Below are 26625 nucleotides of genomic sequence, written 5' to 3'. Positions count from 1 at the left end.
CAAACTTCCGCTTAGAATTTGCCCATGTCAGAGAGTACCAATTTGTATGCCGGCATTGACCTAATTGCCAAACATTGCCCATGCCCCTAAACGTAGGGCAGTCGGCTCGTTTAATCTTTGCGTAAAAAATGATACAAAACCATACCAGCACATTCGGGAGTATTTAGGCAGGTGGTTTGATTATTATTTTATCAATTTTACTACCATCCCGGTCTACTATTTCCATTTCGTATTCTTTATATTCAAATTTTTCTCCGGTTTCGGGTAAGCGACTTAAGTAGAAAATCACAAACCCAGCTAAGGTGGTATATTCGGAAGATTTTGGTATCAAGTCTTTTTTTAACGCTTCATTTAATTCCCGAATCAAAATACTTCCGTTAACCAAATATGAATTGTCTTCGCGTTTTATTATTTCGGGTTCATCAGTCTCATCTACATCCGGAATATCTCCCACAATTGCTTCTAAAATATCATGTAAGGTAATAATGCCTTCAGCTGACCCAAATTCATCCACCACAATGCCCAAATATTGTTTATGTTTCCGGAATAAAGCTAAAACATCGCGTGCAAACATGGTTTCGGAAATGAAAATTGGCCTTTTGATCAGTTCAAGCAAAGATTTTTGCTGCTCTATCATATTTTCATAAAAATCTTTGGTAGATAAAACACCTATAACATTGTTGAACTCACCATCGGAAACCGGAAATTTAGAATGAGCACTAATTCGGATCTTTTCCTTTATAGAACCAAAAGGTTCATTTAAATCAATCCACTCGGTATCTAAACGGTGGGTCATCAGGCTCTTGGCCCTCTGACCAGAGAAATGGAATATATTTTGGTGCAATTCCGTTTCATCTCGTCGTAATACACCTTGTTTACCAGCTGTTTTAATGATTTGTCGCAACTCCTCTTCTGAGATCTTTTCTTCTGCTGTTTCTTTAATGCCCAAAAGCTTAATAACTGCTTGGGTAGAAACCGAAAGTACTTTTACAATGGGCATAGTTAGCTTGGTAAAAGTTTTAATAACGGGTGCCACCCCAAGCGCTATACTTTCGGCATGGCCCATTGCCAGGGTTTTGGGAATGAGTTCACCGATGACGATGGAGAAATAGGTAATAGAGCCAATAACAATAATAATGGCCAGTGTATCGGCGTAAGGTGCGAGCAAGGGTACATTATTTAACAAAATTTGCATATCATCAGACAAAGCTGCCCCGCCGTAAGCACCCGATACAATTCCAATTAAAGTAATGCCTACCTGAACCGCCGATAGAAAATCTTCTGGTTCCTGAATGAGCTGTAAAAGTTTTTGGGCATTTTTATTGCCTTGCTGGGCTTTTTGTTCAATCCTGTTTTTCCTTACCGATATAATGGATATTTCGGATAGAGCAAAGAACCCGTTTAGAAGGGTTAAAAGAAAAATTACAATTATTTCCATGCGTTTGCGCTTTCTATGGGTACTGCTTTATACAGCATATAAGGATGAAAAGTGCTTAAAGTTTTCAAAAACTAAGGATGGGAACTGGCTCTTTGAATTACCTGATAACATTGAGAATATTTTAGGAAAATACAAATTCAGGACCTGCAAAAAAATATAATTTAATTCAGGAGAAAGACCTAGATAGCGTTAGGTTCTTCTCCTGAATTAAATTTTGGCAATATTATTACCTACCGCCAACCTCCGCCTAAAGCCCGGTAAAGATTGATGGTTGTTTGAAACTGTCTTTTTTTAGTTGAAACCAGATCTATTTTTGCTTGTACTGCTTTTTGCTGGGTAATCAATACCTCTAAATAATTCGCCCGGCCTCGCTTAAACAGTTCCGTGGATATAGCAGTGGATTCATTAACAGCGTTTACTTCCCTGCTTTTTTCTTCATAAATTTCCTGTAGATTTTTGAGCACCAGCATTTGGTTATAAACTTCCAGGTAGCCCGTTAAAATAACCCGTTGGTAATTATACAAAGCACCAATCTGGTTGGTATTAGCCTTAATAAAACTCGCTTTAATAGCGCTTCTGTTCAGGAAAGGAAAAAGCAGATCCCCGAACAACCCATAAGCAAATGACTCCGGACTTTGAAACATTAAACTTGTTTTAAAAGCCTGAAAACCCACCGAACCATTCAGATTTAGAGTAGGAAAAAACATCGCCTTAGCCGCTTGCACATCCGCTTTACTTGCGATCAGCTCGTATTCTGCCTGTTTGATATCCGGCCGGTTCTGCAGTAAAGCACTTGGTAAACCTATGTTTACCTTTATAGGTTGCTCTTGGTTAATGATGGTTTTATCCCGTAAAATTGGTTGCGGATACCGGCCCAGCAAAAAATTTATGCGGTTCTCATTTAAGCTAATTTCCTGTAAAATTTCCAGCCGCGAACCTTTTAAATTATGGAGGTGGGTTTCAAATTGTTTTACTGCTAATTCATTGGCCGCCGCCGCCGCTTTCTGAGCTTTAATCATTTCCAAAGCTTGTTCCTGCAGGCTAATAGTTTCCTCGGTGATCAATAACATATTATCCAGGGCTACCAAATCATAATAAGCATTGGCTATCTCGGCAATCAGGTTAGTAGTAATAAAATTCTTTCCTTCTATACTGGCCAGATACCGGGCAGTAGCTGCTTTCTTTTGGTTTTGCAGTTTTCCCCAAATATCCACTTCCCAGCTGGCTTGTAGTCCTGCAAAATAATTGGGCAGGTCTTCCGGGATTATCCTATCATTATAAATTTCCGTGGTTTTATTACCGGCTCCATCCATGGTGTATAACCCGAACCTTCTCAGGTTACTACTTACTAAACCATTTACTTTAGGACGAAGAACTCCCTGGCTAAAAAAAATATCCGATTGGGCAGCTTTAATCCGTTGCAAAGCAATAGCCAAATTCCAGTTATTCTGAACAGCTGTATCTATCAGTGCCGCCAGACCTTTATCCTTAATGATTTCTTTCCAGGTAACATGGGCTACATTCGCAGTGTCAGAAGAAGCTGGGAAAGTGGCTGGTAAAGGCCTTATAAAAGTACGAGTTGCTGTTTCTAATTTTTGCCAGGGCTTACAGCCGCCAAGCAACATTAGTAAAAAGAGAAATATGGTACTTGAATATCTAATGAGATACATGTTTGATTTCTTCTGTTAAGGATACTTCTTCTGCCTCCTCCTGAATCCTGTATTTTTCGGCAATGGTGGCAAATACCACATATAACCCAGGAATAATGACTACTCCGAATACAGTACCAAAGAACATACCGCCGGCTGCCGCGGCGCCAATGGTTTTGTTACCTACCGCGCCAGCTCCTGAGGCAAATAAAAGGGGAATTAACCCGGCAATAAAGGCAAAGGAGGTCATTAAAATAGGGCGTAACCGTGCAGTGGCTCCCGCTACCGCGGCCTGAAAAGGGGTTCGGCCTTCCTGTTGTTTTAAATTGGCATACTCTACAATCAGAATAGCATTTTTACCCAGCAAGCCAATAAGCATTACCAGGGCTATCTGGCCATAAATATTGTTTTCTAATCCTAATAGCTGCAGGAAAAAGAAAGCTCCAAATACCCCGGTAGGTAAAGAGAGGATTACCGGTAAAGGCAACAGGTAACTCTCGTATTGGGCCGAAAGCAGCAGGTAAACAAAAAGTAAGCATATAATAAAAGTATAAATGGTTTGGTTACCTGATAATACCTCGTCCCGCGTAATACCGGCCCAATCAATGGCGTAACCTTTAGGTAACTTTTCTTTAGCTACTTCCTGGATAGCTTTAATGGCGCTGCTGCTACTGAACCCTTCGGCAATCTGGCTGTTTACTTCCGCTGATGGAAACATGTTATAGCGGGTAACCTGGTCTACTCCATTGGTTCTTTCCAGCGTTACAAAAGCTGATAGCGGTACCATTTCCCCGTTGTCGTTTTTCACATAAAGCTTTAACAGGTCTTCCGGATTGGCCCTGTATTCCGGTAAGGATTGCACCATTACCTTGTACATTTGCCCGTATTTGATGAAGTTGGTCGCGTATTCGCTGCCTAACATGGTTTGTAAAGTACCCATAGCATTCTCCACCGAAATACCTTTTTGAGCCGCTTTATCTTCATCTAGGCGCAACAGGTATTGTGGAAAGCTGGCATCAAAAATGGTGAAAGCCGAGGCCAGTTCGGGGCGTTCTTCTAAATCCTTCAGGAACTCCTTCGTTACAGTTTCCATCTTTTTATTATCATCGGTGCGGGATTTATCCAAGAGCCGTAATTCAATGCCACTGGAATTACCGTAACCCGGCACGGCAGAGGGCGGGAAAAACTCGATGGAGGCATCTTTAATATGACGAGTCTTAGCAGAAAGCCTTTCTATCACCTCATCAACCGATTCTTCTCGCTGGTCCCAGCTTTTCAGATTAATTAAAACAGTACCGTAAGTGGCCCCCGTACCATCCGAAAGAATATTGGTGCCAGCTAAAGTAGAAACCGATTCAATGGCTTCAATCCCGTTGCAGGACCGTTGTATTTCATTTACCACGGCTTTTGTCCGTTCTAAGGTTGACCCGGCCGGCGTGGTAATGCTGGCGTAAAACATGCCTTGGTCTTCGTTGGGAATAAACCCGACCGGTAATATTCGGCTGATAAGGCCCGTGCCGGCACAGAATATTAGCAGCATAGAAAAGGTGATAATTTTCCGGTTAATAATCAGGCGCAATAAGCGCTGGTATTTGGTTTCCAGGTTATGGTACCAATGGTTAAAACCACGAAAGAACCGGGTAAGTAAATTTTGCTTAGGAGCATGCTGGTGCGAGTTTTTTAGGAATAAGGCACAAAGCGCTGGGGTAAGCGTTAAGGCGCCAATACCCGACAGCACAATGGCTATAGCCATGGTTAGGGAGAACTGCTTATAAAATATGCCTACCGGGCCGGTCATAAAAGAGGCCGGAATAAACACCGCCGACATAACCAGGGTAATGGCCATAATGGCTCCCCCAATTTCTTTCATAGCCATTTCCGTGGCCTTACGCGGACCATACTTGCCGGACTCCATTTTGGCATGTACCGCTTCCACAACCACGATAGAGTCATCTATTACAATACCGATGGCTAACACCAAAGCAAATAAGGTAATCAGGTTCAGCGAGAACCCTAACAGGTTCATGAAAAAGAAGGTACCTATTAAGGAAACCGGCACCGAGATAGCCGGAATAAGCGTGGAACGGAAATCCTGTAAAAAGAGAAATACCACTAAAGAAACCAATAAAAATGCCTCTATCAACGTTCGGATCACTTCATGGACGGAAGCATCCAGAAAACGGGAAATGTCATAACTGACTTCATAATCCATTCCCTGTAAGAACACCGATTCTTTCAGCTCGGCCATTCTTTCCTTCACCTTGGCTATAACTTCCCGGGCGTTGGAACCCGGTAATTGTTTCAGGACAAGGGCGGCGGCTGGTTTCCCGTTTAATTTAGCTTCCACGTCAAAGTAAGTGGTACCAAATTCTACATCCGCCACGTCTTTAATGCGCAGTATTTCGCCTCCTTCATTAGTCTTGATCGGAATATTGGCGTACTGCTCTTCGGTATTATAGCGGCCGGTATATTTAATTACGTATTGTAAAGTCTGGGCTGTTTTATCCGAGCTTTCACCTACTTTACCGGGGGCTGCTTCTACGTTTTGTTTTTGCAAAGCGTCCACAATATCATTGGTCGAAATTTCATAGGCCAGCATTTTATCGGGCTTAAGCCAGATGCGCATGGCATATTCTTTCGCCCCTAAAATATCGGCCAACCCAACGCCCTCAATACGTTTTAATTCGGACAGTACGTTAATGTCGGCAAAATTATAGAGAAACTTTTCTTCCAGCTTGCTATCGGTGCTAAAGATGTTGACATACAGTAGCATGGCGTGTTCTTCCTTTGCGATTTTGACTCCGGTTTTAATTACTTCGGCAGGTAACTCGCCCATTACCGCCGACACCCGGTTTTGCACATTTACTGAAGCTACATCGGGATCGGTACCGGATTCAAAAATTACCTGCACTACCCCTACCCCATCGTTTCCGGCTTTGGAAGACATATATTTCATACCCGGTACGCCATTAATGGCTCGCTCCAACGGTACCAGGGCAGCCTTGGTAACAGTTTCGGCATTGGCTCCGGTAAATTCAATGGTTACGTTTACTTCGGGAGGTGCAATGCTGGGGAATTGTGTCATAGGTAATTTCAGCAACGACAATATTCCCAGCAGAACAATTATCGTAGAAATTACCATAGACAAAACAGGTCTATGTATAAATTTGGCTATCATATTAACTGTGTTTTAGCTTGAAAAAATACCTATTGTTGCGCCAGCAATTGTGGCATAGTGGTTTGGGGGACAAACTCCGTATTAATTTTCTCGCCTTCTTTTACCCGTTGCAGGCCTTCATACAGGATTTTATCCTGGGGAGATAAACCCGAAGCTACCACATATAAATGCGGTAAGCGAAGCTTAGGCACAATGGTTCGTAACCGCACAATGTTATTATGATCAACCACATACACAAAGGTTTTATCCTGAATATCGAAGGTAGCTTTTTGTGGTATGATTAAAGCATTTGCCAGCTTGATTTCCAACCTGATTTTACCACTGGAACCGTGTTTCAGCAATTGTTGCGGGTTAGCAAAACGGGCGCGAAAAGCCAGGTTACCGGTACTTCGGTCTATTTCACCTTCTACAGTTTCAATTTTACCTGGTTGGGGGAATACATTGTTATTGGCTAAAACCAGAGTTACTTCCTTATTTTTATTTATTTCTTTACTCTCAATAAAATCAAGGTACTCTTTTTCTGAAACATGGAAATAGGCAAACACCTCCAGGTTGTTGGAGATGGTAGTTAACAAGGAACCTTCTTCTACCAAACTACCGCTTTTATTGGGTATGCGGTTTATCCCCCCGCTAAAAGGGGCCCGCACCTGAGTAAACTCCAAGTTTAATTTTGCCGTCGCCACAGCCGAACGGGCCTCCTCCATTTTGGCTTGGATGGCTTCTAATTTGGCCTCCGCCTTTTCCAATTCGGTTTTCGAAACAATATTTTTCCGAACCAGCTCTTTTGTGTTTTTAAGCTCTACTGCGGCAAACTTAGCTTCGGCAATTGCGCTTTTTAACTGGGCATTGGTTTTATGTAAATTCTGGCGGTAAGTATGGTTGCTAATGGTAAAAAGCAATTGGCCGGCTTGTACCGATTTACCTTCATCCACGTGGATCTTTTCAATAAAACCAGGTATTTTGGCCCTGATCTCTACATTCTGAATGGACTGTATTTCGGCCACATATTCTTTGGTATAAACAGTATCCAGCACTAAGGGCTGGGTAATGGGAAACTTTTCTTTAACCTGCGTAGCTTCTTTCTTATTGGCAGAACAAGAGGTAATCAATAGTAAACATAAACCGGCCAAGCTCGCTAAAACAGCGCGAACTACCGGTTTAAAAATATAAGTTTTCATATTTTTAAAGGATAAACTGAAATAAAAAGGAAATAAAAATCCTGTTAGCCTTCGGACCGGAGGCTAGCTGGCAATTAGAAAATCAGTTTAAACTTCGGGTGGAGGGGAGAAGATATCCAAATACCTTTTGGAGTAAAAAGGCAGGGTATAATAAGTGATTTCCTGAAGCTGAGAAGCTTTATATTGAGGAGGAGTTTTAAAAGAAATATGGTGAAAAAGAAAATCGTCTAGATCAACCTTCTTTAGTAAGACACTGTTGCCATCCGGATCGTCAAGTTCATCTTGTTCCGCAACCGCATTTTCAAAACCCAAAGCTTTTTCCAAAACCAGCTCCACCAAGCTTTCAATATCATTGAATTCAAGGTTTTCGGGAACAGAATCAGGATCAAAGTCGGGCGCATCAATACTAAGATTGAGTATGTGCAAGGCAAGCACAAACCAGAGGTATTTGAAAAATGATTTTCTAATTGCCTTGAACATAATCTATTTATAATGCAAGTTTATAAAAATAAGCGCATAATCTATAAATATTAATTAAGAATTAACCTTTTAAATTAAAATCTACGAATGATTGGCAGGCTTTTTTAAATAGATATTTCAAGAACTATCCTTGGCTCCCTATTACTAAGGCTTCTTTTTATCTAACCTGTTTGTTCTCTGGAGCTTTTTTATGAACTTGGTGAATAGTTAATCAGCTTATATCCAAGTATTAGATTTTATCTCCTTAAAAAATTAGTTAATGAAGTAGTTTGCATTCAGAAATCGAAACAGGTTACAACTGGTTTAGTAAAAAGGTTGAAGCCACTTTTTGTGCAAAATGTGTGCAAATAAGAAAGCCACCTACAAGCCTCATTTTACCAATAGCTAATTATCTGGTTACCCCACTTGAATTTTAGCCAAATACCTACTACTTAAGAGGCAGCGGGAGTTTATTCCAAGAGTTTTTTTATTATTTGAAAAAATCTTCATTTCAAGCCTGCTGCATATACTGTTCTTTATAGGAATCAGCCAACATAACGTATTTGGGAAAATCCTTCTCTGATTTATGGCCGGAAAACTTCCGAACAACCCGTTCCAGAATATCCATTATAAGTGAAGTGGAATTAAAATCTTTCGAGGTAGGCGGTAGTTCAGAACCTGCCATTTGGGTACTTACTCCACTATTGCAAAATTACCAAAGTGTTTGAGAACCTTAACAGGTTCATCTAATTCAATAAGCTGGCCTATTTCCTTCAATAACTCCCAAAAAAGAAAAGATTAGAACTATCTGTCCGAAACTAAACAAAAAGCCCTGTAAGTTATTAACCTACAGGGCTTTTATCAATTTACTTGCAGAGAGAGAGGGATTCGAACCCCCGGACCTGTTACAGTCAACGGTTTTCAAGACCGCCGCATTCGACCGCTCTGCCATCTCTCTAAGGTGGTACAAAAGTATAAGATGAACTTAAATAATCAAAATGTTTAGCAATAAAATTTTTGATTATTTGTCATAAATTTCAGCTAAAAACCCTATCCTATTAACGTTCAAGACGTTTCGTTACCGTATCAATGCTAATATTTATTTCAAAACCCAATATTAATATCATTGAAACAAAATCCAACCAGATCATTAAGCCTACCAAAGCCCCTATCGATCCGTAAAAATGGTTATAAGTATCAAAAACACTGACGTATAACGAGAATAACCAGGATACCAAAAAGATTAGAACAGTAGCCACTACCGCTCCTAGGGAGAAAAAAGGCCATTTATCCTGAATAGCGGGCACATAATAATAAATAGAACAAGTAGCTACCAAAAACAAGAATATGACCACTATGTATTTTAACAATACAATTAAGGCGTAAGTAAACCGCTCCGTTACTATTTCATAAAATACCAGCACATCTAGTATATAAGTACCAAAGAAAATGGCAGCAATAGCAGTAATTAAAATAAAAGAAAGCGCAAAAGTTAGCAGCGTGGCAATAAGCCTTTTCTTCAGGTAAGTTCGTTGCCTGAAAGTACGGTACTTTTTATCAAAGGCATCCATCAAGGACATGATCCCATTAGTGGACAAAATAAGTGCAAATAAAAAGTTTACTGACAACAACCCTCCCCGCGGAATATTTACTATATCCTCAATAGTACCTGCCGTAGCCGCATACATTTCCTTAGGCATAAAATCCTGCAAGAAGTTAAGGATGGAAACATTTAAATCCGGGATAGGAATATACGGAATAAGTGTAAAGAGGAATATAATGGTGGGGAACATGGATAACGTAAAGTTAAAAGCCATGTACGAAGCCCGCTTGGTAACAGAATCTAACTTTAATTCATGTATAAGTACATCCGTAACATCATATAAATTGGCCTGACCGTTGTTTAAACTAAACTTTTTCAGGAACAGGATAAACTTACGGTAAGATTTACGACTTTTGACGTACTTATCTGTTAAACTCATTAATGGTAATAACTTTCGAGTTTATTAATAATATAATCTGGTATCGCAATGGGCCGGGAAGTTTGCATATCTACAAAAACCATAGTGGTTTCCCCTATATTTAATAATTGCCTGGCTTCATTATATACCTCATATTCAAACAAGATACGGGCCCCGGAAGGTTTATTTTTTAACATCATTTTTATGGTTAAAAGATCATCGTACCGGGCCGGGCGCATGTACTTAGTCCGCATCTCCAGTACCGGCATCATTACCCCTTCCTTTTCCATTTCTTTGTAGTTAATCCCTAAACTCCGGAAAGCTTCGGTACGGGCTACTTCGTAATAAGCTGCAAAATTACCGTAGTACACATAACCCATTTGGTCAGTCTCGGCATATCGTACACGTATCTGTACTTCGTTCTGATACATTAGTTAAAGTTTAATATTATAATAAAACCGGAAGTAGCAATTCAATAACATTGTCTTCCCTATTTTTGCCCGCATTTGAATCTGGCAATGCTTATTTCATAATATTACGTTGGGTTAAGGCTGCCTGGTACCGGCGAGCATTTTGCAAGTGCTCTGCTTCAGTTGCGGCAAAGGCGTGGTACCCGGAAAAATCTTCTTTGGCACAGAAATAGATATAGTTATTCTTCTCTGGATTCAGAACTGCATCTATAGCATTGATTGATGGCAGATTAATAGGCCCCGGCGGCAAACCTTTGTATTTATAAGTATTATAAGGCGAATCTTTTTGTAAATGCACATTTAAAACCCGGCGTATACCAAAATCGCCTACGGCATATTTTACGGTAGGATCAGCCTGCAAGGGCATTCCGATTCGTAGCCGGTTTAAGTAAACCCCGGCAATCCGGCGTCTTTCATCAGCGTGCTGTTCCTGCTCAGCTTGTACAATAGAAGCCAGGGTAGAAACGTCTGCTTTAGACAATCCTAATTTCTGAGCTTTTGCTTCCCGCTCCTGGGTCCAGAAAGCATCATACTCTTTTTTCATCCGCTTCATTAATTCTTCAGCCGATGTATTCCAATACATTTCGTAAGTATTCGGAATAAACATGGTCATAATGGTAGTGGTATCAAAACCTAAGCTTTTTACATACTTCTCACTGGACAATAGAGAATCCAGTTCGGTTTGGCTCGCAGATATATCCTGGCTTAACTTTTTGGTCAGATCCTTTTTCAGGCGCACATTAGTAAAAGTCAGCTTTACCGGCGACTGGCGACCTGCCCGTAGATCTGAAATCAATTGGTAATTGGTAGCTCCGTTCTTTAACTCGTAATGGCCAGGCTTAATTAATTTCGGGTAATCCATCAACTTAGCTAAAAACCGGAATGATAGTTTATCTACAATTACATTTTCCTTATTTATAGAATCCATTACCTGTTCAAAGGTGGCTCCTTTCGGAATCCGGATGTACGCCCGGCTACCTTTGGTATCTACATTGCCGGTATAAACTATCTGGTAAGCGTAATAAGAAAAACTAACGAATAAAAATCCGAGTACGGCAACAATCTTAAGTGAGAGGTTTGATTTCTTTTGTCTTTTCTTTGGCTGGGTTGTCATACCACAAAATTAATAACTAATTACACATCCATATCAAGCCCACTGCTTTTCGTATAAAATTATTTACTTTGAAGCGGGATAATTTATTAGAACCTTATTAGGCTGGTTTAAGTAAACTACCTCATTATAAAAATATTGCAATGGCAACCGCAGAATATTTAAAAATACACCCAGATAATCCGCCTTTAAGTAAAATTTTAAAAGTAATAGAGGTGCTGCAGAAAGGCGGCATTATTATTTACCCCACCGATACTATTTATGGCATGGGATGCGATTTGCATAACACCCGGGCCGTTGAAAAGCTATGCATGTTAAAAGGCATAAAACCAGAAAAAGCCAATTTGTCCTTTATATGTTCAGATTTAACGCATATTGCAGATTATGCCCGCAATATTTCTACTTCTATGTATAAGGTTATGAAGAAGGCCTTGCCCGGACCATTTACCTTTATTTTGGAAGCAAGCTCTAAAGTACCAAAGCTGGCCGGCCTAAAGAAAAAGACAGTAGGAATCCGGGTTCCGGACCATAAAATTCCGCTCACACTGGTAAAAGAGTTGGGTCACCCTATTATCTCTACTTCCATCAGGGACGAAGACGAAATCATTGAATATTCCACTGATCCTGAGCTAATTTATGAAAAGTATAAAAATGTAGTAGACCTGGTAATTGATGGTGGATTTGGTAATAATATACCCTCTACCGTCGTTGATTGTATAAGTGGGGAATGCGAGGTTGTAAGGCAGGGAGCTGGCGATATAGAAGCTTATATATAACTTTAACAATACTTGCCAGAATTAATAAAATTTAATTCCTTATCTTACACCTTAATTTACTACCCAAAGAATAGAATTTTACTTGTTTTGATTACTATATTTTTCCCCCAGCTTTTTTCCTGGAATATTTTTCCTGGTAAATATTTCTCCCCTGCCGTTCCTAATAGGATTCTAGCCTTAATTTTCTAACCCAGATGAAAGCAACATTTTGGAAGTTAGCAGCTTTGGCCTTTATTTGGATTTTATCGGTGCAAGAAATTAAAGCCCAGGTAGCCGATACTATTTACCAGATTCGAAAACTGGAAATTACCGGCAACCGCAAAACCAAGAATTATATTATAACACGTGAACTGGATCTGGTGGTAAACGATACTATTAGCAGCCGTACGCTAAGATCCAGATTAGAGCGTAACCGACAACGGGTATACAACACTAGGTTATTTGTTTATACCCGGATAAAACCAACCTTTGATGGTGACCAGGTGGACATACAATTAGAGGTAAAAGAAAACTGGTACATTGGGGGAGGTGTGGTGTTTAAATTAGTGGATCGTAATTTTAATGAATGGTGGAACGACCGGGACCGGGACCTGAATCGGGTTATTTATGGGGCATCTCTCAGCCACGCTAATTTCCGGGGCAGGCGGGAACGTCTTCGGTTGGTTGGGGAAACCGGATTTTCTGACCGCTTCCAGGCCAGTTACGATATTCCTTATATAGATAAAAAACAGCAAACCGGGTTATTTATACAAGCTAAATACCGCGGTTTTAAAAATGTAGCCTACAACATCGCCAACGACAAACTTCTATTTACCAATAAGCTTGAAAGAGACATTAAAACCCAAATTGAAGGCCTGGTACAAATCAGGAAAAGATGGGCTTTTAACAGCATTCATCGGTTAGAACTAAGCTATGCCTATGACCATATTGCTGATACACTTTTGAAACTAAACCCATTTTACCACCGGAACCAAAAAAATGTGCAGCGGTATATGCAATTAGCTTACCTCTATACTTACGACACCCGGGACAATGTAAACTTTGCGGTGAAAGGTGAAGTAGTTGAAGGATCAATCCGCAGGCGCGGCTTATTACCTAATGATAATTACAACAGTTTAGAAATAAAAATTGGCGGTGCTTATTACCGACTCATCACAAATCGCTGGTCGTATGGGTTAATGAGTAAAGCGCAGGTTACTTTTCCAAGAAATATACCTTTTAACCAGATTCGAGGCTTAGGTTATAGCGACGAGTTCTTACGGGGCTTTGATTTATATGTAATAAACGGAACGTCCTTTGCTTTGGGGAAAGCGGACCTGCGGTTTAAGTTTTTTGACAAAATTATACCGGCCCCTTTTATTCCAGTTAAACAATTTAATACGCTGCCACTAGCTACCTATATTAACTTTTTTGCCGACGCCGCCTATGTAATTAACCCCTTTGCACAGAGAGAAATAAATAATAACCTATCTAACCAACGTATTTCCAGTGCAGGAGTAGGATTAGCCATTGTGGCCTTAATGAACACAACTATCCGCATTAATTTTTCCAGGAACAGCATCGTTCAAAATAATGTATTTGTTAACCTGCAAAAAGATTTTTAAATAGTTACAGGCCGGTTATGCTTCCAGCGCCGGTGCGACCATAAATAATCCGCCGGGTATTTATTTATCCATTTTTCTAAAGTGCGGGCATACGCTTCTGTTATTGCATATTCAGATTCTTTTTTAGTTACCCCCTGATCCTGCAGGAGCTCAAATGAAAACATATAATGCCCCCTACTTACCCGTTCCACAGCAATAAAGATGACGGGGTATTTAAAAGAATCGGCCAATTTGTCTGCTCCTACATAAAAGGCAGTGTCCTGATTCAGAAAAGTTGTCCAGTACTGGATTTCTCCTTTAGGTGGTATTTGGTCGGAAAGCAAGCATACCATGCGTGGTTCCTGCCGATTTCGAATCATATGGCGCAGTAATTCTTTCATTTTAACCGGAGTACTACCCATCCTGCTCCGCAGAAAGCGCATGTATTCTTCAAAGAAAGGGTTATTTAATGGTTTATAGACCCCATCTACACCTTCAGTATAAAATAAGGAAGAAGAAGCTAACCCCCACTCCCAATTGCAGGCATGTGACCCTAAAGCAATAATAGTATGACCATTATCTAAGAACGGACGCAATAGCTCCGGATTTTTATAACTTACCCGTTTCCGTAAGCCTGCTTTAGAAATGGTTCCAATTTTCAATATTTCAAATATAATATCGGCCAGGTTATGATAGAATTGTTTGGCAATAGCTTTGATCTCTGCTTCTTTTTTATGGGGAAAAGAATTGTATAAATTTTGATAGACCACCTTTTTACGGTAACCAATTACATAATATAGAAGCACATATACTATATCTGCAAAAAAGTACAACACTGGAAACGGCAAACTGGATATGCCCTGCAACAAAAACCAAAGTGGATAATCGCGCTTGCGCAGCTGAGGTTTTATCATGAGAAAATTTGCTTCTAAAGAAAGAATTTTATAAATTAATATCGATTTCAATTAAAAGCTGCTAATATAGCGAAAGTCTTGCTACGCTTATTACATGATATTTTTAACTGAAATACAATACAACCCAAGTGTTACCTTTTTTCAGCACGTTTTGCACGCTGAAAAAATTTTAATTGAACAACACGAACATTACATTAAACAAAGTTACCGGAACCGGTGCCGCATTTTAACGGCTCATGGGCCAAAAGATTTAGCTATTCCGGTAAAGAAAGGAAATCGGAAAACAAAAATCACCGAATTAGAAATAGATTATTCACAGAACTGGGTAAATATACATTGGCGCAGTATTTGCTCTGCTTATGGCAGTGCACCGTTCTTTACATATTACAACGATTACATACAGCAAATATATGAACAGAAAATACCCTTGCTGTTTCAGCTTGACTTAGCCTTTTTGCGATTTTACCTGAAATGTTTAAATATAAAAAAACCGGTAATATTCACAGATACGTATATGCCTGCATATGCTACCGAAGTGGCTGACTATCGGAATAAAATACATCCAAAATTAAATTCTGCCATTTTGGATATCAAACCCTATAATCAGGTATTTGGCAAACAATTTGTACCAGACTTGAGTATAATTGATGTATTGTTTTCGCAAGGCCCGGAAGCCCTAAGTTACTTAGAGGTTCCTTTGCCGCCAACTGAACATTTGCCCTAGACAATTTGTTTAAAATAAGCGGCCGGTTGTATCAACAACCATCATTAAACTTACTTTTTAAATATTTTTATATAAATGGAAGCTAAATTTTCAAACCGAGTGAAAGAGGTAATTTCTCTTAGCCGTGAAGAAGCTATTCGACTGGGGCATGACTATATAGGTACAGAACACTTATTATTAGGCATGATTCGAGAAGGCGAAGGTACGGCTATAACCTTGCTCAAAAAACTTGGTGTTTCAATAGACGAATTAAAATATGCGTTGGAGCAAGCTACCCGCAATACAGCTTCACAGAATACCAGCATTACCGGTAGCATTCCGCTTACAAAGCAAACTGAAAAAGTACTTAAAATAACGTACCTGGAGGCGAAGATTTTTAAGAGTGATATTATCGGTACGGAACATTTATTGCTCTCCATCCTCCGGGATGAAGATAATATTTCATCTCAAACTTTAGCCAAATTTAACGTGAACTACGAAGCAATAAGAGACTCGTTGGATTATCAAAACAATAATCCAATGGCATCGTCTGATACCGACGACGATGGCGACAACGATAAATTATTTGGCAGCTCCAGCTCTTCTAAAGGAAGTGGTACTGCTAAAAAGCCAGGCGAAAAATCGCGCACACCAGTTTTAGATAACTTTGGCCGTGACTTAACCAAGTTAGCCGAAGACGATAAACTGGATCCGATTGTTGGCCGGGAAAAAGAAATAGAACGTGTGGCTCAGGTATTAAGCCGCCGTAAGAAAAACAACCCGATTCTGATTGGTGAACCAGGTGTTGGTAAAACTGCTATTGCCGAAGGTTTAGCACTGCGCATTGTGCAGAAAAAAGTATCGCGCGTGTTATTTAACAAACGTGTTGTTACCTTAGATTTAGCATCTCTGGTAGCTGGTACTAAATACCGTGGTCAGTTTGAGGAGCGTATGAAAGCAGTAATGAACGAACTGGAGAAATCTCCGGATGTTATTCTGTTCATTGATGAGCTACATACCATTGTAGGTGCTGGCGGCGCTTCTGGCTCACTGGATGCATCTAACATGTTTAAACCGGCTTTAGCCCGTGGCGAAATCCAATGCATTGGCGCTACTACCTTAGACGAATACCGTCAGTACATTGAGAAGGATGGTGCTTTAGCCCGTCGTTTCCAGATTGTAATGGTAGACCCAACCACACCGGAAGAAACCATTCAGATTCTGAACAACATTAAAGATAAATACCAGGATCACCACCATGTAATCTATACCGATAAGGCGATAGAAGCATGTGTGAAGTTATCTGACCGGTATATGAGCGACCGTTTCTTACCAGACAAAGCTATTGACATTCTGGATGAAGCTGGTGCGCGCGTACACATCAATAATATTGTGGTACCAGAGGATATCCTGAAACTGGAAGAGTCAATTGAAAATATCAAAACGGAGAAAAACCGGGTAGTTAAATCGCAGAAATACGAAGAAGCTGCTCAGTTACGTGATAAAGAAAAGAAATTGCTTGACCAGTTAGATGTAGCGAAAAAAGCTTGGGAAGACGAAACTAAGAAAAAACGTTACACCGTGAAAGAAGAAAACGTGGCTGAAGTAATTGCCATGATGACTGGTATTCCGGTAAAACGAGTTGCGCAAAACGAAGGTCAGAAATTACTGAGCATGGGCGATGAGCTGAAAGGCAAAGTTATTGGTCAGGACAAAGCTATTGCGCAATTAGTTAAAGCCATTCAGCGTACTAGGGTTGGTCTGAAAGATCCGAAAAAGCCAATTGGTTCGTTTGTATTCTTAGGTCCTACCGGAGTAGGTAAAACCGAGTTAGCCAAAGTATTAGCTACTTATTTGTTCGATAAAGATGATTCTTTAGTAAGAATAGATATGAGTGAATACATGGAGAAATTTAGCGTATCTCGTTTAGTAGGAGCGCCTCCAGGTTACGTTGGTTACGAAGAAGGTGGTCAATTAACAGAGAAAATCCGTCGCAAGCCTTACTCAGTAATTTTATTAGATGAAATTGAGAAAGCGCACCCGGATATTTATAACCTGTTGCTACAGGTACTGGATGATGGTGTTTTAACGGATGGTTTAGGCCGCAAAGTAGATTTCCGGAATACCATTATTATCATGACCTCAAACATTGGTGCCCGTGATTTACAAGACTTTGGAGCAGGTGTTGGTTTTGCAACCAAAACCCGCCAGGATAACATGGATGAGATTATGAAAGGTACTATCGCGAATGCGTTACGTAAAACTTTCTCGCCAGAGTTCCTGAACCGCCTGGATGATGTAATAGTGTTTAACTCGCTGCAACGCGAAGATATCCACAAAATCATCGATATCTCGTTGGGTAAACTGTTCAAGCGGGTGGAAACCCTTGGCTTCAGAATTGAATTGACTGATAAAGCAAAAGATTTTGTAGCTGAGAAAGGATACGATCCAAAATATGGTGCTCGTCCGTTAAACCGGGCCATCCAGAAGTATTTGGAAGATCCGATTGCGGAAGAAATTCTGAAAGCACAAGTGAGCCAGGGGGATACTATTATTGCCGATTTCGAAGATGGTAAGGAAGAGTTAACTTTCCGTTCAGAAAACAGAGGGAATGCTAATCCACAGCCAGAGGAGTCTTCGGAAACTAAACCAACTGACTCTAAAACTGGAGAATAATAATCTATAATAAATTAAAAGGCTGACCTGTAAGTCAGCCTTTTTTTATGCCCTACCAGTAATAATTTGCAAATTAGTATAGCTATTTTTATATATTTATATCCTATAAATTAACCACAACCAGGTACTACATGTCAGAGTCTAAAGGGTTAAGCAAAACAGAAATTTTAGAAAAGAAGAACGCGCAGGCTATATTAGGAGGAGGCCAGGCTCGGATAGAAGCACAGCATAAAAAAGGTAAACTTACCGCCCGGGAACGTATTGACCTCCTGCTGGACCCTGACTCCTTTGAAGAAATTGGCAAGTTTGTCATGCACCGGGCAAAAGATTTTGGCTTAGAACATCAGCATTATTTAGGCGATGGAGTAGTTACCGGGTACGGCACCATAAACGGAAGACTCGTTTATGTATTTTCTCAGGATTTTACCGTTTTTGGTGGCTCCCTTTCCGAAACCCATGCTGAAAAAATAGTAAAAATAATGGAGTTGGCTATGAAAAATGGAGCTCCCATTATTGGTTTGAACGATTCGGGAGGAGCCCGTATTCAGGAAGGAGTAGTTTCATTGGGTGGCTATGCCGATATCTTTTACCGCAACACATTAGCTTCAGGTGTTATTCCACAGATATCGGCAATTATGGGACCATGTGCCGGTGGGGCTGTGTATTCTCCGGCTATTACGGATTTTATATTAATGGTAGAAAATACCTCATATATGTTTGTAACCGGACCCAACGTGGTAAAAACTGTTACGCATGAAAATGTAACTTCAGAAGAACTAGGTGGGGCCAGCACCCACAGCACCAAGAGTGGCGTTACCCACTTCTCCTGTAGTAACGAAGTTGAATGTATTCAGAACATTAAAACCTTATTGAGTTACATTCCGCAAAACTGTGAAGATACTACCCCGCTCCTGCCCTACGAAACAACAAACGACGAATCCAGAGATATTTTGAACACCATTTTGCCAGAAAACCCCAATCAACCTTACGATATGCGGGAAGTAATTGAAGGCATAATTGATGAGAATTCATTTTTTGAAGTGCACAAAAATTTTGGCGAGAATATAGTGGTAGGTTTTGCCCGCTTAGCCGGGAGAAGCATTGGGATTGTGGGCAACCAACCCGCTGTTTTAGCTGGCGTACTTGATATCAATGCCAGCACCAAAGCCGCCCGGTTTGTTCGTTTTTGCGATTGCTTTAATATTCCTTTGTTAGTACTCGAAGATGTTCCGGGCTTTTTACCGGGCACCGACCAGGAATGGCGGGCTATTATTACCAACGGAGCTAAACTATTATATGCCTTTAGTGAAGCTACTGTTCCTCGTATTACTGTAATTACCCGCAAAGCTTATGGCGGAGCTTATGATGTAATGAATTCAAAGCACATAGGAGCCGATTTGAATTTTGCCTGGCCCACAGCCGAAATTGCGGTAATGGGAGCTAAAGGAGCCGCTGAAATAATTTTTAAAAAAGATATTGCTGAAGCTCAAAATCCGGAGGCAACATTGGCGGAAAAGATAGAGGAATACCAGGAAAAGTTTGCTACGCCTTATCGGGCTGCTTATCGTGGGTTTATAGATGAGGTAATTTATCCGGCCGATACCCGTAAAAAATTAATTAAAGCTTTTAAAATGTTGGAAAATAAAGTGGTCAATTTACCCCGCAAAAAGCATGGCAATATTCCATTATAAATAATCCTTTTAGGTTTTAATCTGGCTACCAAGTTATTACCAGTATCCAGTAAATTCTGGTTAGTTGTGTAGCTATCTTAAATAAAGTTGCGTATTACCACAAGTTCTTTAAATAAATTTACGAATAAATAAAATCCATATGCCTGTATATTATGGGCAGCAAACGAGACTATGCGAAAAGAATCTTTTGAATTTTTAGAAAAGTATCTGAACACGGCCGCTCCTACTGGTTTTGAGGCGGAAGGCCAGAAAATCTGGTTAGAGTATATCAAGCCTTATATTGATGAATACTTTGTAGATACTTACGGAACAGTAGTTGGGGTTATTAATCCGGAGGCTGAATATAAAGTAGTTATTGAGGCACACGCCGACGAAATTGCCTGGTTTGTTAATTACATTACCGATCAGGGTTATATTTATGTACGCCGCAATGGGGGTTCTGATGCTTTGATTGCTCCTTCTAAACGTGTAAATATTCATACAGCCAAAGGCCCGGTAAAAGCCATATTTGGGTGGCCAGCCATTCACGTGCGTAAAGTAGATCAAGACAAAGCTCCGGCTATTGAAACGATCTTCCTGGATTGTGGCGCCAGCAGCAAGCAGGAAGTAGAAGACATGGGCATCCATGTTGGTTCGGTTATTACCTTCGACGATGAGTTGATGGAAATGAATGAAAAGTATTTGGTTGGACGGGCATTAGATAACCGGGTCGGAGGTTACATGATTGCGGAAGTGGCACGCATGCTGAAAGAGAACGGCAAAAAATTACCCTTCGGCTTATATATTGTAAATGCCGTACAGGAAGAAATTGGGTTACGCGGAGCCGAAATGATAGCGCAGCGCATTAAACCAAATGTGGCTATTATTACAGATGTAACGCACGATACCCAGGCCCCTATGTACGACAAAAAAGTAAGTGGTGACCTTTTCTGCGGCAAAGGCCCGGTTGTTACGTATGGCCCGGCTGTACAAAACAACCTGCTGAACATGATTATTCGGGTTGCACAGGAAAAAGAGATTCCATTCCAGCGGGCATCTGCCACCCGGGCTACCGGTACTGATACCGATGCATTTGCTTATTCTAACGAAGGTGTTGCTTCTGCCCTGATTTCACTGCCTTTAAAATACATGCATACCACTGTTGAAACTGTACATAAAGAAGATGTAGATAATGTATCAAGACTTATCTATGAATTCTTATTGCAGTTGGAAACCGGTCATGACTTCCGTTATTTAAAATAAACGACTAACCTATAATGAAATCCTGTTTAAAGTTATTCTTAAACAGGATTTCTTTTTTATCCTACTAAATTTTAATTCGTTGGATGCTATCAAAACATTAGTAATAGACCAAATGGGGCACCAGGTATTAGCTCCAGCCATACCCAAGCGTATTGTTTCCTTAGTACCTTCTCAAACCGAACTATTATTTGATTTATGCTTATCGGATAGAATTGTAGGGGTAACTAAATTTTGCATCTATCCTGCTGAAAAGGTAAAAACTAAAACCATTATTGGGGGCACCAAAAACTTTCATTTCGAGCTCATTCATCAATTACAACCAGATTTGATTATTGGTAATAAAGAAGAGAATTATCAGGAAGGAATTTTAGAACTTCAAAAATGGTATCCGGTTTGGATGAGTGACATTTACAACCTGCAGGATGCTTATAAAGCCATTAAGCAGATTGGCCAGGTAACAGATACTGTACCTGCCGCCAAAAAAATTTTAGATAACATCCAAAGAGGATTTAATCAGCTTAGGCCGCAAGCTAATATTCCGGCTGCTTATTTTATCTGGCGAAAACCTTATATGAGCATAGGGAGCCAAACGTTTATCCAAGATATACTGGCTAAAGCAGGCTTTCACAACATATTTGGGCATTTAAGCCGTTACCCAGCTATCCAGGCTGTTGAACTGAAAACAGCTAACCCAAAAGTAATTTTATTATCTTCCGAACCTTATCCCTTTAGCCAAAAGCATATAAAAGAGTTTCAGGAAATTTGCCCCGAAGCGATTATCAAATTAGTAGATGGAGAAATGTTTTGTTGGTACGGCAGCCGGTTACAATATGCTGCTGCCTATTTAGATAATCTACGGAAAGAAATAGAGAAATTGCTTTGAAGTATTAAGACTACCAGAGGAAACTGGTTGAAATTTCCCCTGGCATCTACTTTTACTTATTTTGTTCTTCTAATGTAAAGCCCATGGCAGTTAAGTTTTCCCAATACCTTGGGTAAGATTTACGTACCACATGAGGTTCATCAATAACAACAGGATGCAATAAACCAAGTGGAGCAAACGCCATAGCCATTCTATGATCTTCATAGGTATGGAATATTGGTGTTTCCTGAATTGGATTAGCTGGTTTAACCCGGAATACCCCTTCGCCTACATCTTCAAAATCACCACCAATTTTTTGCAGTTCATTTTGTATGGCAGCAATCCGGTCGGTTTCCTTTATCCGCAAACTCTCCAGACCACTCATATTGGCTTCCACACCTTTAACTGCACAAATCACAGCGATCGTTTGAGCTAAGTCAGGACAATCAGAAAAATCAAAAGCAAAATTTTGTATCTTTTGTGTTTTGGTTAGCACTACGCCATCTCCCTTAAAGGTGGTTTGCACCCCTATATTCTGCATGATTTGAGCAATAACGGCATCGCCCTGGAAAGAGTGCTGGCGAAGACCTTTCAGCTCTACTTGAGCATCTTTAGCCAATGCTACCATGCTGTACCAATAACTAGCACCCGACCAATCTGACTCTATCGTATAAATTGCTTTTCCGTATTGCTGGGCAGGCACCTGAATTATATTGCCTTCGAAGGTACTTTGCGCACCAAAATGGTTCATCAGGGCCAACGTCATCTGGATGTAGGGCCGCGAACCTACTTTACCAGTAAGCTCTAAAGTTAAACCATTCGGGAATAAAGGCGCCACCATTAATAAAGCCGAAATATATTGACTGCTAATATCGCCCCGCACCTGCAAGGTAGCCGGATAATCTTTATTGTTGTCTATGCCCCGGAAAGCTAAAGGCGGATACCCCTCCTGACCCAAATAATCTATCTGGGCACCTAATTGGCGTAAAGCATCCACCAAAATACCAATGGGCCGCTGCAACATGCGGGGAGTTCCGGTAATGGTACTCTGCTTACCGGTTACTGCCAGATAAGCCGTCATAAAACGCATTACGGTTCCGGCATCCTCCGCATTTAATTCACCCGTAGCCTGATTTAATAATCGGGTAATAACTTGGGTATCATTGGCTTCAGAAAGATTTTCTAGTTTAGAACCAGCCCCGGATAAAGCTTCAATGATTAGCGCCCGGTTACTTTCACTTTTAGAAGCCGGTAAGGTTACCGTTCCGTTCAGGATACCGGTTGGATGAGAAACTACTAAACTTTTGGAATTCATAAACTGCTATAATATTGGATGGACTCCTGTATGTCTTCTACAGTAATGGGTTGGTCATAAATTGCTTTTCCAATTCCATCCAGTAAGGTACATTTAATAATCGACCCTGTATTCTTTTTATCTTGTAAGGCCAAATCGGCAATTGCCGGTAAATCTTTACCAGCTATAACTACTTTTTCATAAATAGAAAAAATAAAGCTTTCTATTTCCGTTTGCTCCTGCTCAGTTAATAAACCTTTTTTTCGGGACAGGTAACTTTCACAGATCATTCCTGCGGCAATAGCTTCGCCGTGAAGCAAGGCATTTTCATCTTTATTTAGAAAGAACGTTTCAATGGCGTGACCAACTGTATGACCAAAATTCAAGATTTTGCGCAAGCCTTTTTCCAGCGGATCAGCCTTAACTACTTCAGCCTTTATAGCTACTGATTCTTCTATCAGGCCAGACCAATCTTCAGTAAAAAGCCCTATATACTTTTGAACTTCAAAAGATTCTTTTTTGGCAATTAGCCAATGTTTAATAATCTCGGCATAACCAGATTTTATTTCGCGCGGAGATAAGGTTTGTAAAAATTCAGGATTGATAAAAACTTTTAAGGGTTCCTGAAAAACACCAATATGGTTTTTAAAACCCATAAAATCGATACCTGTTTTGCCTCCTACGCTGGCATCAACCTGCGATAACAAAGTTGTGGGCACCTGCACAAAAGAAATCCCCCGCTTAAAAACACCGGCACAGAAACCTCCCATATCTCCTATTACACCACCCCCCAGGTTTATTAACAACGACCATCGGTTTAATTGCAGGCGCGTCAGGTGTTCCCAGATAAATTCGCAGGTACGTAGGTTTTTATGTACCTCTCCGCTTTCTACCACTATAACCTGGTGTTCAGGCAATATTTTCTTAACTGCCGGATAACAGTGAATGTGGGTATTAGTATCAGTGAGTACTACTATTTTATCGAAAGCTTTATTCCGGGCAAAGTCAGCTAAAGCTGCTAAAGATTCTTTGCCAATATGAATATTTTCTAACAAAAGACGCAAATTTTAATTATGCCTTAAAATTAGAGTTAAAATTTAGTTTTATAAAATTTTTGTTTCTTTCATTATCGTAATTTTACCTGCCAAACGTAATAGTCCAAATATCAAATTAAGTATACCTCTTAAAACTATTAGCTACTCTATATTTTCATGACTATAGATAAAACTGTTTCTTTTGACGATACTGCTATTGCTTTTGCATCCAAATCAGACCAGGAACTTTTTAAAATGTATGGTTTGTTTGCCACCATGAATAATAATTTATTGGTAAAAGCCGGCGGAAGCCTGGTTCAGAAAGCCTTTAAATATGGCCTACCAATAAAATTTTTAATTAAGCCTACCATTTTCAAACAATTTTGCGGAGGCGAAAATTTAGCAGAATGTGATACCACCATTCAAAACCTAGCTAATTCTCAAATCGGAACTATTCTGGACTATTCGGTAGAAGGAGAGAATGATGAAGATAGCTTTGACCGCACCTGTCAGGAAATACTGGCCACCATTGATAAAGCTCATTCCTCAGACGCAATCCCATTCTCGGTATTTAAATTAACCGGCATAGCCAATAGCACTCTATTACAGAAAATCCAGGATAAAAAGGCACTTACCCCAGAAGAAGAAGAAGCTTTTAACCGTGTTAAGGTTAGAATGAATATCATCTGCGAACGGGCACATGCTTATAACGTGCGGGTTTTGGTTGATGCGGAAGAAAGTTGGTTTCAGAACACCATTGATGACCTGACTTATACCATGATGGCTAAGTACAATAAAGCACAAGCTATTGTTTACAATACCTACCAACTTTACCGCCACGACCGGCTAAACGTGATAAAACGGGATCTGGAAAATGCAAAAGCCAACCATTATTATTTAGGAGCAAAACTGGTAAGAGGAGCTTACCTGGAAAAGGAGAATCGGGTTGCCCAACAAAATAATTATCCTACTCCAATAAATCCCAGTAAAGAAGCCACTGACAAATTGTTTAATGAAGCCTTACAATTTTGTATAGAACATATTGATCGGATTGCCATTTGTGCCGGAACACACAATGAGGAAAGCTGTTACCTCCTGTTAAATTTAATGACCAGGTACCAGATTAAACCTAATGACTCCCGGATTTTCTTTTCACAACTTTATGGCATGAGTGATAATTTATCTTACAACTTAGCTAAGGCAGGTTATAACGTAGCTAAGTATGTACCTTACGGACCAGTGGAGGCCGTTTTACCTTATTTATTACGACGGGCAGCAGAAAACACGGCCATAGCCGGGCAAAGTAGCCGTGAATTTAACTTAATAAGAAAAGAAATAGCCCGCCGACGCCAAAACTTCAGAAAATAAATTTCATTTCTAGAATATTGATAACTTCACAATGTTTACAATTTTTCAGTTTTTAACTTATTAATAGGGTCCTTATCTAAAACTCCTCAACTTAAAATTATATAAAATTCAACAACCTTGCTTTCCTTTTAAAAATCTTAATAATTAAAAACACCAGTTACAACTGTTTAAAATTTGTCTTTGTAACTAATTAATTACCACCCCGTTTATTTTTCTATATCACAATCACCTCCTTTTTAAATCGGAGGCGACCGATTATAGAAACTCTTAACAAAATACTAAAACTAAAATTATGGAAAACATAACAGGTAGTAATTCAGGCAATGCCTTCGACAACAACAACTCCAATATGGGAGGAATGAACAACGATAGAAACAATCCAATTGTATCTACCAGCAATGTTTCAGGAAGTTCAATGTCAGGCAGTTCAATGGGCGGTAGCGATATGAATACCGGTATGTCTGGAAACTCTATGTCGGGTAATACAGGAAGTTCCCGCATCATGACTGGTATGTTCCGCGACCGCGAAAGCGCTGAAAGAGCATACAACACGTTGCATAGCCGTGGCTATTCTAAAGACGATGTAAATTTGGTAATGTCTGACGAAACCCGTAAAAGACATTTTGGTGATAATGATGGTCATTCAGACCTTGGCGATAAAGCTTTAGAAGGAGCTGGTGCTGGTTCAGCAATAGGCGGTACTTTAGGAGCAATTGTAGGAGCCGTAGCAGCTATTGGTACTTCGGTAGCCTTGCCTGGTTTAGGTTTAATTATTGCTGGTCCGTTAGCAGCAGGTTTAGCCGGTGCCGGTGCCGGTGGTTTAACTGGTGGTTTACTGGGCGCTTTAGTAGGTTCAGGTATCCCGGAAGACCGGGCTAAAGAATATGAAAGTGGTGTAAAAGAAGGAGGCATTGTAATGGGTGTTACTCCAAGAAACGAAGAAGATGCCACTTATTTAGAGAATGAATGGCGGAACAGCAACGGTGAATCTATTTACCGCTAATTGTTGATCCGACATAAATAAAAAAAGGGCTGCTA

The 26625-nt window shown here is 40.2% G+C and carries 21 protein-coding genes and 1 tRNA gene; 9 read left to right on the top strand and 13 right to left on the bottom strand.

The window, feature by feature from the left end; translation table 11 throughout:
* Positions 1-163: 163 nt before the first annotated feature.
* The 10 genes from ADHAQ_RS0117385 to mltG form a co-directional block, all read right to left on the bottom strand.
* A complete protein-coding gene (locus ADHAQ_RS0117385) occupies positions 164-1438 on the bottom strand; it encodes a hemolysin family protein (RefSeq protein WP_026464020.1) in 1275 nt (424 codons plus the stop codon).
* Between the two features lie 230 nt (positions 1439-1668).
* Positions 1669-3108 carry a TolC family protein gene (locus ADHAQ_RS0117375; protein WP_026464019.1) on the bottom strand — a complete coding sequence of 480 codons (1440 nt, stop codon included), beginning with the start codon at positions 3106-3108 and terminating at the stop codon, positions 1669-1671.
* Positions 3095-6265 (bottom strand): efflux RND transporter permease subunit, encoded by a 3171-nt coding sequence (locus ADHAQ_RS0117370; protein WP_026464018.1) that lies wholly within the window; start codon positions 6263-6265, stop codon positions 3095-3097. The genes ADHAQ_RS0117375 and ADHAQ_RS0117370 overlap by 14 nt, the downstream gene beginning before the upstream one ends.
* 29 nt (positions 6266-6294) lie before the next feature.
* Positions 6295-7443 carry an efflux RND transporter periplasmic adaptor subunit gene (locus tag ADHAQ_RS26135; protein WP_051359998.1) on the bottom strand — a complete coding sequence of 383 codons (1149 nt, stop codon included), beginning with the start codon at positions 7441-7443 and terminating at the stop codon, positions 6295-6297.
* A gap of 87 nt (positions 7444-7530) precedes the next feature.
* Positions 7531-7923, bottom strand: coding sequence for a hypothetical protein (locus tag ADHAQ_RS27345; RefSeq protein ID WP_051359997.1), 393 nt, complete (start codon positions 7921-7923; stop codon positions 7531-7533).
* 490 nt (positions 7924-8413) lie between these two features.
* A complete protein-coding gene (locus tag ADHAQ_RS28185) occupies positions 8414-8587 on the bottom strand; it encodes a hypothetical protein (RefSeq protein ID WP_157433449.1) in 174 nt (57 codons plus the stop codon).
* A 188-nt stretch (positions 8588-8775) separates the two neighbouring features.
* Positions 8776-8860, bottom strand: a tRNA-Ser gene (locus ADHAQ_RS0117350).
* Between the two features lie 100 nt (positions 8861-8960).
* The gene (locus ADHAQ_RS26125; RefSeq protein WP_034256896.1) at positions 8961-9884 is read right to left on the bottom strand and encodes a YihY/virulence factor BrkB family protein; all 924 of its coding nucleotides are present in this window, start codon (positions 9882-9884) and stop codon (positions 8961-8963) included.
* Positions 9884-10294: an acyl-CoA thioesterase gene (locus ADHAQ_RS0117340; protein ID WP_026464017.1), complete on the bottom strand. Its 411-nt coding sequence runs from the start codon at positions 10292-10294 to the stop codon at positions 9884-9886. The genes ADHAQ_RS26125 and ADHAQ_RS0117340 overlap by 1 nt, the downstream gene beginning before the upstream one ends.
* Before the next feature lie 91 nt (positions 10295-10385).
* Complete coding sequence (mltG, locus tag ADHAQ_RS0117335) at positions 10386-11447, bottom strand: endolytic transglycosylase MltG (RefSeq protein WP_026464016.1); 1062 nt, start codon at positions 11445-11447, stop codon at positions 10386-10388.
* 140 nt (positions 11448-11587) lie between these two features.
* Between mltG and ADHAQ_RS0117330 the strand changes: the two genes are divergently transcribed.
* Positions 11588-12220 carry an L-threonylcarbamoyladenylate synthase gene (locus ADHAQ_RS0117330; protein ID WP_026464015.1) on the top strand — a complete coding sequence of 211 codons (633 nt, stop codon included), beginning with the start codon at positions 11588-11590 and terminating at the stop codon, positions 12218-12220.
* A gap of 194 nt (positions 12221-12414) precedes the next feature.
* Positions 12415-13824 carry a BamA/TamA family outer membrane protein gene (locus ADHAQ_RS0117325; protein ID WP_026464014.1) on the top strand — a complete coding sequence of 470 codons (1410 nt, stop codon included), beginning with the start codon at positions 12415-12417 and terminating at the stop codon, positions 13822-13824.
* Here the strand turns inward: ADHAQ_RS0117325 and ADHAQ_RS0117320 are convergent.
* Positions 13821-14717 carry a lysophospholipid acyltransferase family protein gene (locus ADHAQ_RS0117320; RefSeq protein WP_026464013.1) on the bottom strand — a complete coding sequence of 299 codons (897 nt, stop codon included), beginning with the start codon at positions 14715-14717 and terminating at the stop codon, positions 13821-13823. The two genes, ADHAQ_RS0117325 and ADHAQ_RS0117320, sit on opposite strands and share 4 nt — an antisense overlap.
* 94 nt (positions 14718-14811) lie before the next feature.
* On the opposite strand from ADHAQ_RS0117320, the gene ADHAQ_RS0117315 reads away from it, so the two are divergent.
* The 5 genes from ADHAQ_RS0117315 (at position 14812) to ADHAQ_RS0117295 (ending at position 21912) form a co-directional block, all read left to right on the top strand.
* Positions 14812-15441: a WbqC family protein gene (locus ADHAQ_RS0117315; RefSeq protein WP_026464012.1), complete on the top strand. Its 630-nt coding sequence runs from the start codon at positions 14812-14814 to the stop codon at positions 15439-15441.
* Positions 15442-15516: 75 nt separating this feature from the next.
* Complete coding sequence (locus ADHAQ_RS0117310) at positions 15517-18096, top strand: ATP-dependent Clp protease ATP-binding subunit (RefSeq protein WP_026464011.1); 2580 nt, start codon at positions 15517-15519, stop codon at positions 18094-18096.
* A 131-nt stretch (positions 18097-18227) separates the two neighbouring features.
* Entirely contained in the window at positions 18228-19787 is a 1560-nt protein-coding gene (locus tag ADHAQ_RS0117305) for an acyl-CoA carboxylase subunit beta (protein WP_026464010.1), read from the top strand.
* A 171-nt stretch (positions 19788-19958) separates the two neighbouring features.
* Complete coding sequence (locus ADHAQ_RS0117300; RefSeq protein ID WP_026464009.1) at positions 19959-21029, top strand: M42 family metallopeptidase; 1071 nt, start codon at positions 19959-19961, stop codon at positions 21027-21029.
* A gap of 79 nt (positions 21030-21108) precedes the next feature.
* Positions 21109-21912, top strand: coding sequence for an ABC transporter substrate-binding protein (locus ADHAQ_RS0117295; RefSeq protein ID WP_342667296.1), 804 nt, complete (start codon positions 21109-21111; stop codon positions 21910-21912).
* Positions 21913-21964: 52 nt separating this feature from the next.
* Here the strand turns inward: ADHAQ_RS0117295 and ADHAQ_RS0117290 are convergent, their stop codons facing one another.
* Positions 21965-23206, bottom strand: a complete 1242-nt coding sequence (locus tag ADHAQ_RS0117290; protein ID WP_026464007.1) for a 3-phosphoshikimate 1-carboxyvinyltransferase — start codon at positions 23204-23206, stop codon at positions 21965-21967.
* Positions 23203-24240 carry a 3-dehydroquinate synthase gene (gene aroB / locus ADHAQ_RS0117285; RefSeq protein ID WP_026464006.1) on the bottom strand — a complete coding sequence of 346 codons (1038 nt, stop codon included), beginning with the start codon at positions 24238-24240 and terminating at the stop codon, positions 23203-23205. The genes ADHAQ_RS0117290 and aroB overlap by 4 nt, the downstream gene beginning before the upstream one ends.
* A 156-nt stretch (positions 24241-24396) precedes the next feature.
* Between aroB and ADHAQ_RS0117280 the strand changes: the two genes are divergently transcribed.
* Together ADHAQ_RS0117280 and ADHAQ_RS0117275 are read left to right on the top strand one after the other, a co-directional pair.
* Complete coding sequence (locus ADHAQ_RS0117280) at positions 24397-25587, top strand: proline dehydrogenase family protein (protein WP_026464005.1); 1191 nt, start codon at positions 24397-24399, stop codon at positions 25585-25587.
* Between the two features lie 292 nt (positions 25588-25879).
* The gene (locus ADHAQ_RS0117275) at positions 25880-26590 is read left to right on the top strand and encodes a hypothetical protein (RefSeq protein WP_425393684.1); all 711 of its coding nucleotides are present in this window, start codon (positions 25880-25882) and stop codon (positions 26588-26590) included.
* The last annotated feature ends 35 nt before the right edge of the window (positions 26591-26625 follow it).

This window comes from Adhaeribacter aquaticus DSM 16391 (genome assembly GCF_000473365.1).
Taxonomy (GTDB): domain Bacteria; phylum Bacteroidota; class Bacteroidia; order Cytophagales; family Hymenobacteraceae; genus Adhaeribacter; species Adhaeribacter aquaticus.
Note: the sequence above shows the minus strand (reverse complement) of the source record. Positions and strands in the feature narration are given on the sequence as shown.

What these genes read in the sequence shown, in the direction of transcription:
- ADHAQ_RS0117315 (WP_026464012.1), top strand. Translation starts at nt 14,812, where the DNA reads ATGATATTTTTAACTGAAATACAATACAACCCAAGTGTTACCTTTTTT.
- ADHAQ_RS27345 (WP_051359997.1), bottom strand. Translation starts at nt 7,923, where the DNA reads ATGTTCAAGGCAATTAGAAAATCATTTTTCAAATACCTCTGGTTTGTG.
- ADHAQ_RS0117385 (WP_026464020.1), bottom strand. Translation starts at nt 1,438, where the DNA reads ATGGAAATAATTGTAATTTTTCTTTTAACCCTTCTAAACGGGTTCTTT.
- ADHAQ_RS0117275 (WP_425393684.1), top strand. Translation starts at nt 25,880, where the DNA reads ATGGAAAACATAACAGGTAGTAATTCAGGCAATGCCTTCGACAACAAC.
- ADHAQ_RS0117300 (WP_026464009.1), top strand. Translation starts at nt 19,959, where the DNA reads ATGCGAAAAGAATCTTTTGAATTTTTAGAAAAGTATCTGAACACGGCC.
- ADHAQ_RS0117310 (WP_026464011.1), top strand. Translation starts at nt 15,517, where the DNA reads ATGGAAGCTAAATTTTCAAACCGAGTGAAAGAGGTAATTTCTCTTAGC.
- ADHAQ_RS0117340 (WP_026464017.1), bottom strand. Translation starts at nt 10,294, where the DNA reads ATGTATCAGAACGAAGTACAGATACGTGTACGATATGCCGAGACTGAC.
- ADHAQ_RS26125 (WP_034256896.1), bottom strand. Translation starts at nt 9,884, where the DNA reads ATGAGTTTAACAGATAAGTACGTCAAAAGTCGTAAATCTTACCGTAAG.
- ADHAQ_RS0117325 (WP_026464014.1), top strand. Translation starts at nt 12,415, where the DNA reads ATGAAAGCAACATTTTGGAAGTTAGCAGCTTTGGCCTTTATTTGGATT.
- ADHAQ_RS0117330 (WP_026464015.1), top strand. Translation starts at nt 11,588, where the DNA reads ATGGCAACCGCAGAATATTTAAAAATACACCCAGATAATCCGCCTTTA.
- ADHAQ_RS0117370 (WP_026464018.1), bottom strand. Translation starts at nt 6,265, where the DNA reads ATGATAGCCAAATTTATACATAGACCTGTTTTGTCTATGGTAATTTCT.
- ADHAQ_RS0117290 (WP_026464007.1), bottom strand. Translation starts at nt 23,206, where the DNA reads ATGAATTCCAAAAGTTTAGTAGTTTCTCATCCAACCGGTATCCTGAAC.
- ADHAQ_RS26135 (WP_051359998.1), bottom strand. Translation starts at nt 7,443, where the DNA reads ATGAAAACTTATATTTTTAAACCGGTAGTTCGCGCTGTTTTAGCGAGC.
- mltG (WP_026464016.1), bottom strand. Translation starts at nt 11,447, where the DNA reads ATGACAACCCAGCCAAAGAAAAGACAAAAGAAATCAAACCTCTCACTT.
- ADHAQ_RS0117320 (WP_026464013.1), bottom strand. Translation starts at nt 14,717, where the DNA reads ATGATAAAACCTCAGCTGCGCAAGCGCGATTATCCACTTTGGTTTTTG.
- ADHAQ_RS0117305 (WP_026464010.1), top strand. Translation starts at nt 18,228, where the DNA reads ATGTCAGAGTCTAAAGGGTTAAGCAAAACAGAAATTTTAGAAAAGAAG.
- ADHAQ_RS0117280 (WP_026464005.1), top strand. Translation starts at nt 24,397, where the DNA reads ATGACTATAGATAAAACTGTTTCTTTTGACGATACTGCTATTGCTTTT.
- ADHAQ_RS0117375 (WP_026464019.1), bottom strand. Translation starts at nt 3,108, where the DNA reads ATGTATCTCATTAGATATTCAAGTACCATATTTCTCTTTTTACTAATG.
- ADHAQ_RS28185 (WP_157433449.1), bottom strand. Translation starts at nt 8,587, where the DNA reads ATGGCAGGTTCTGAACTACCGCCTACCTCGAAAGATTTTAATTCCACT.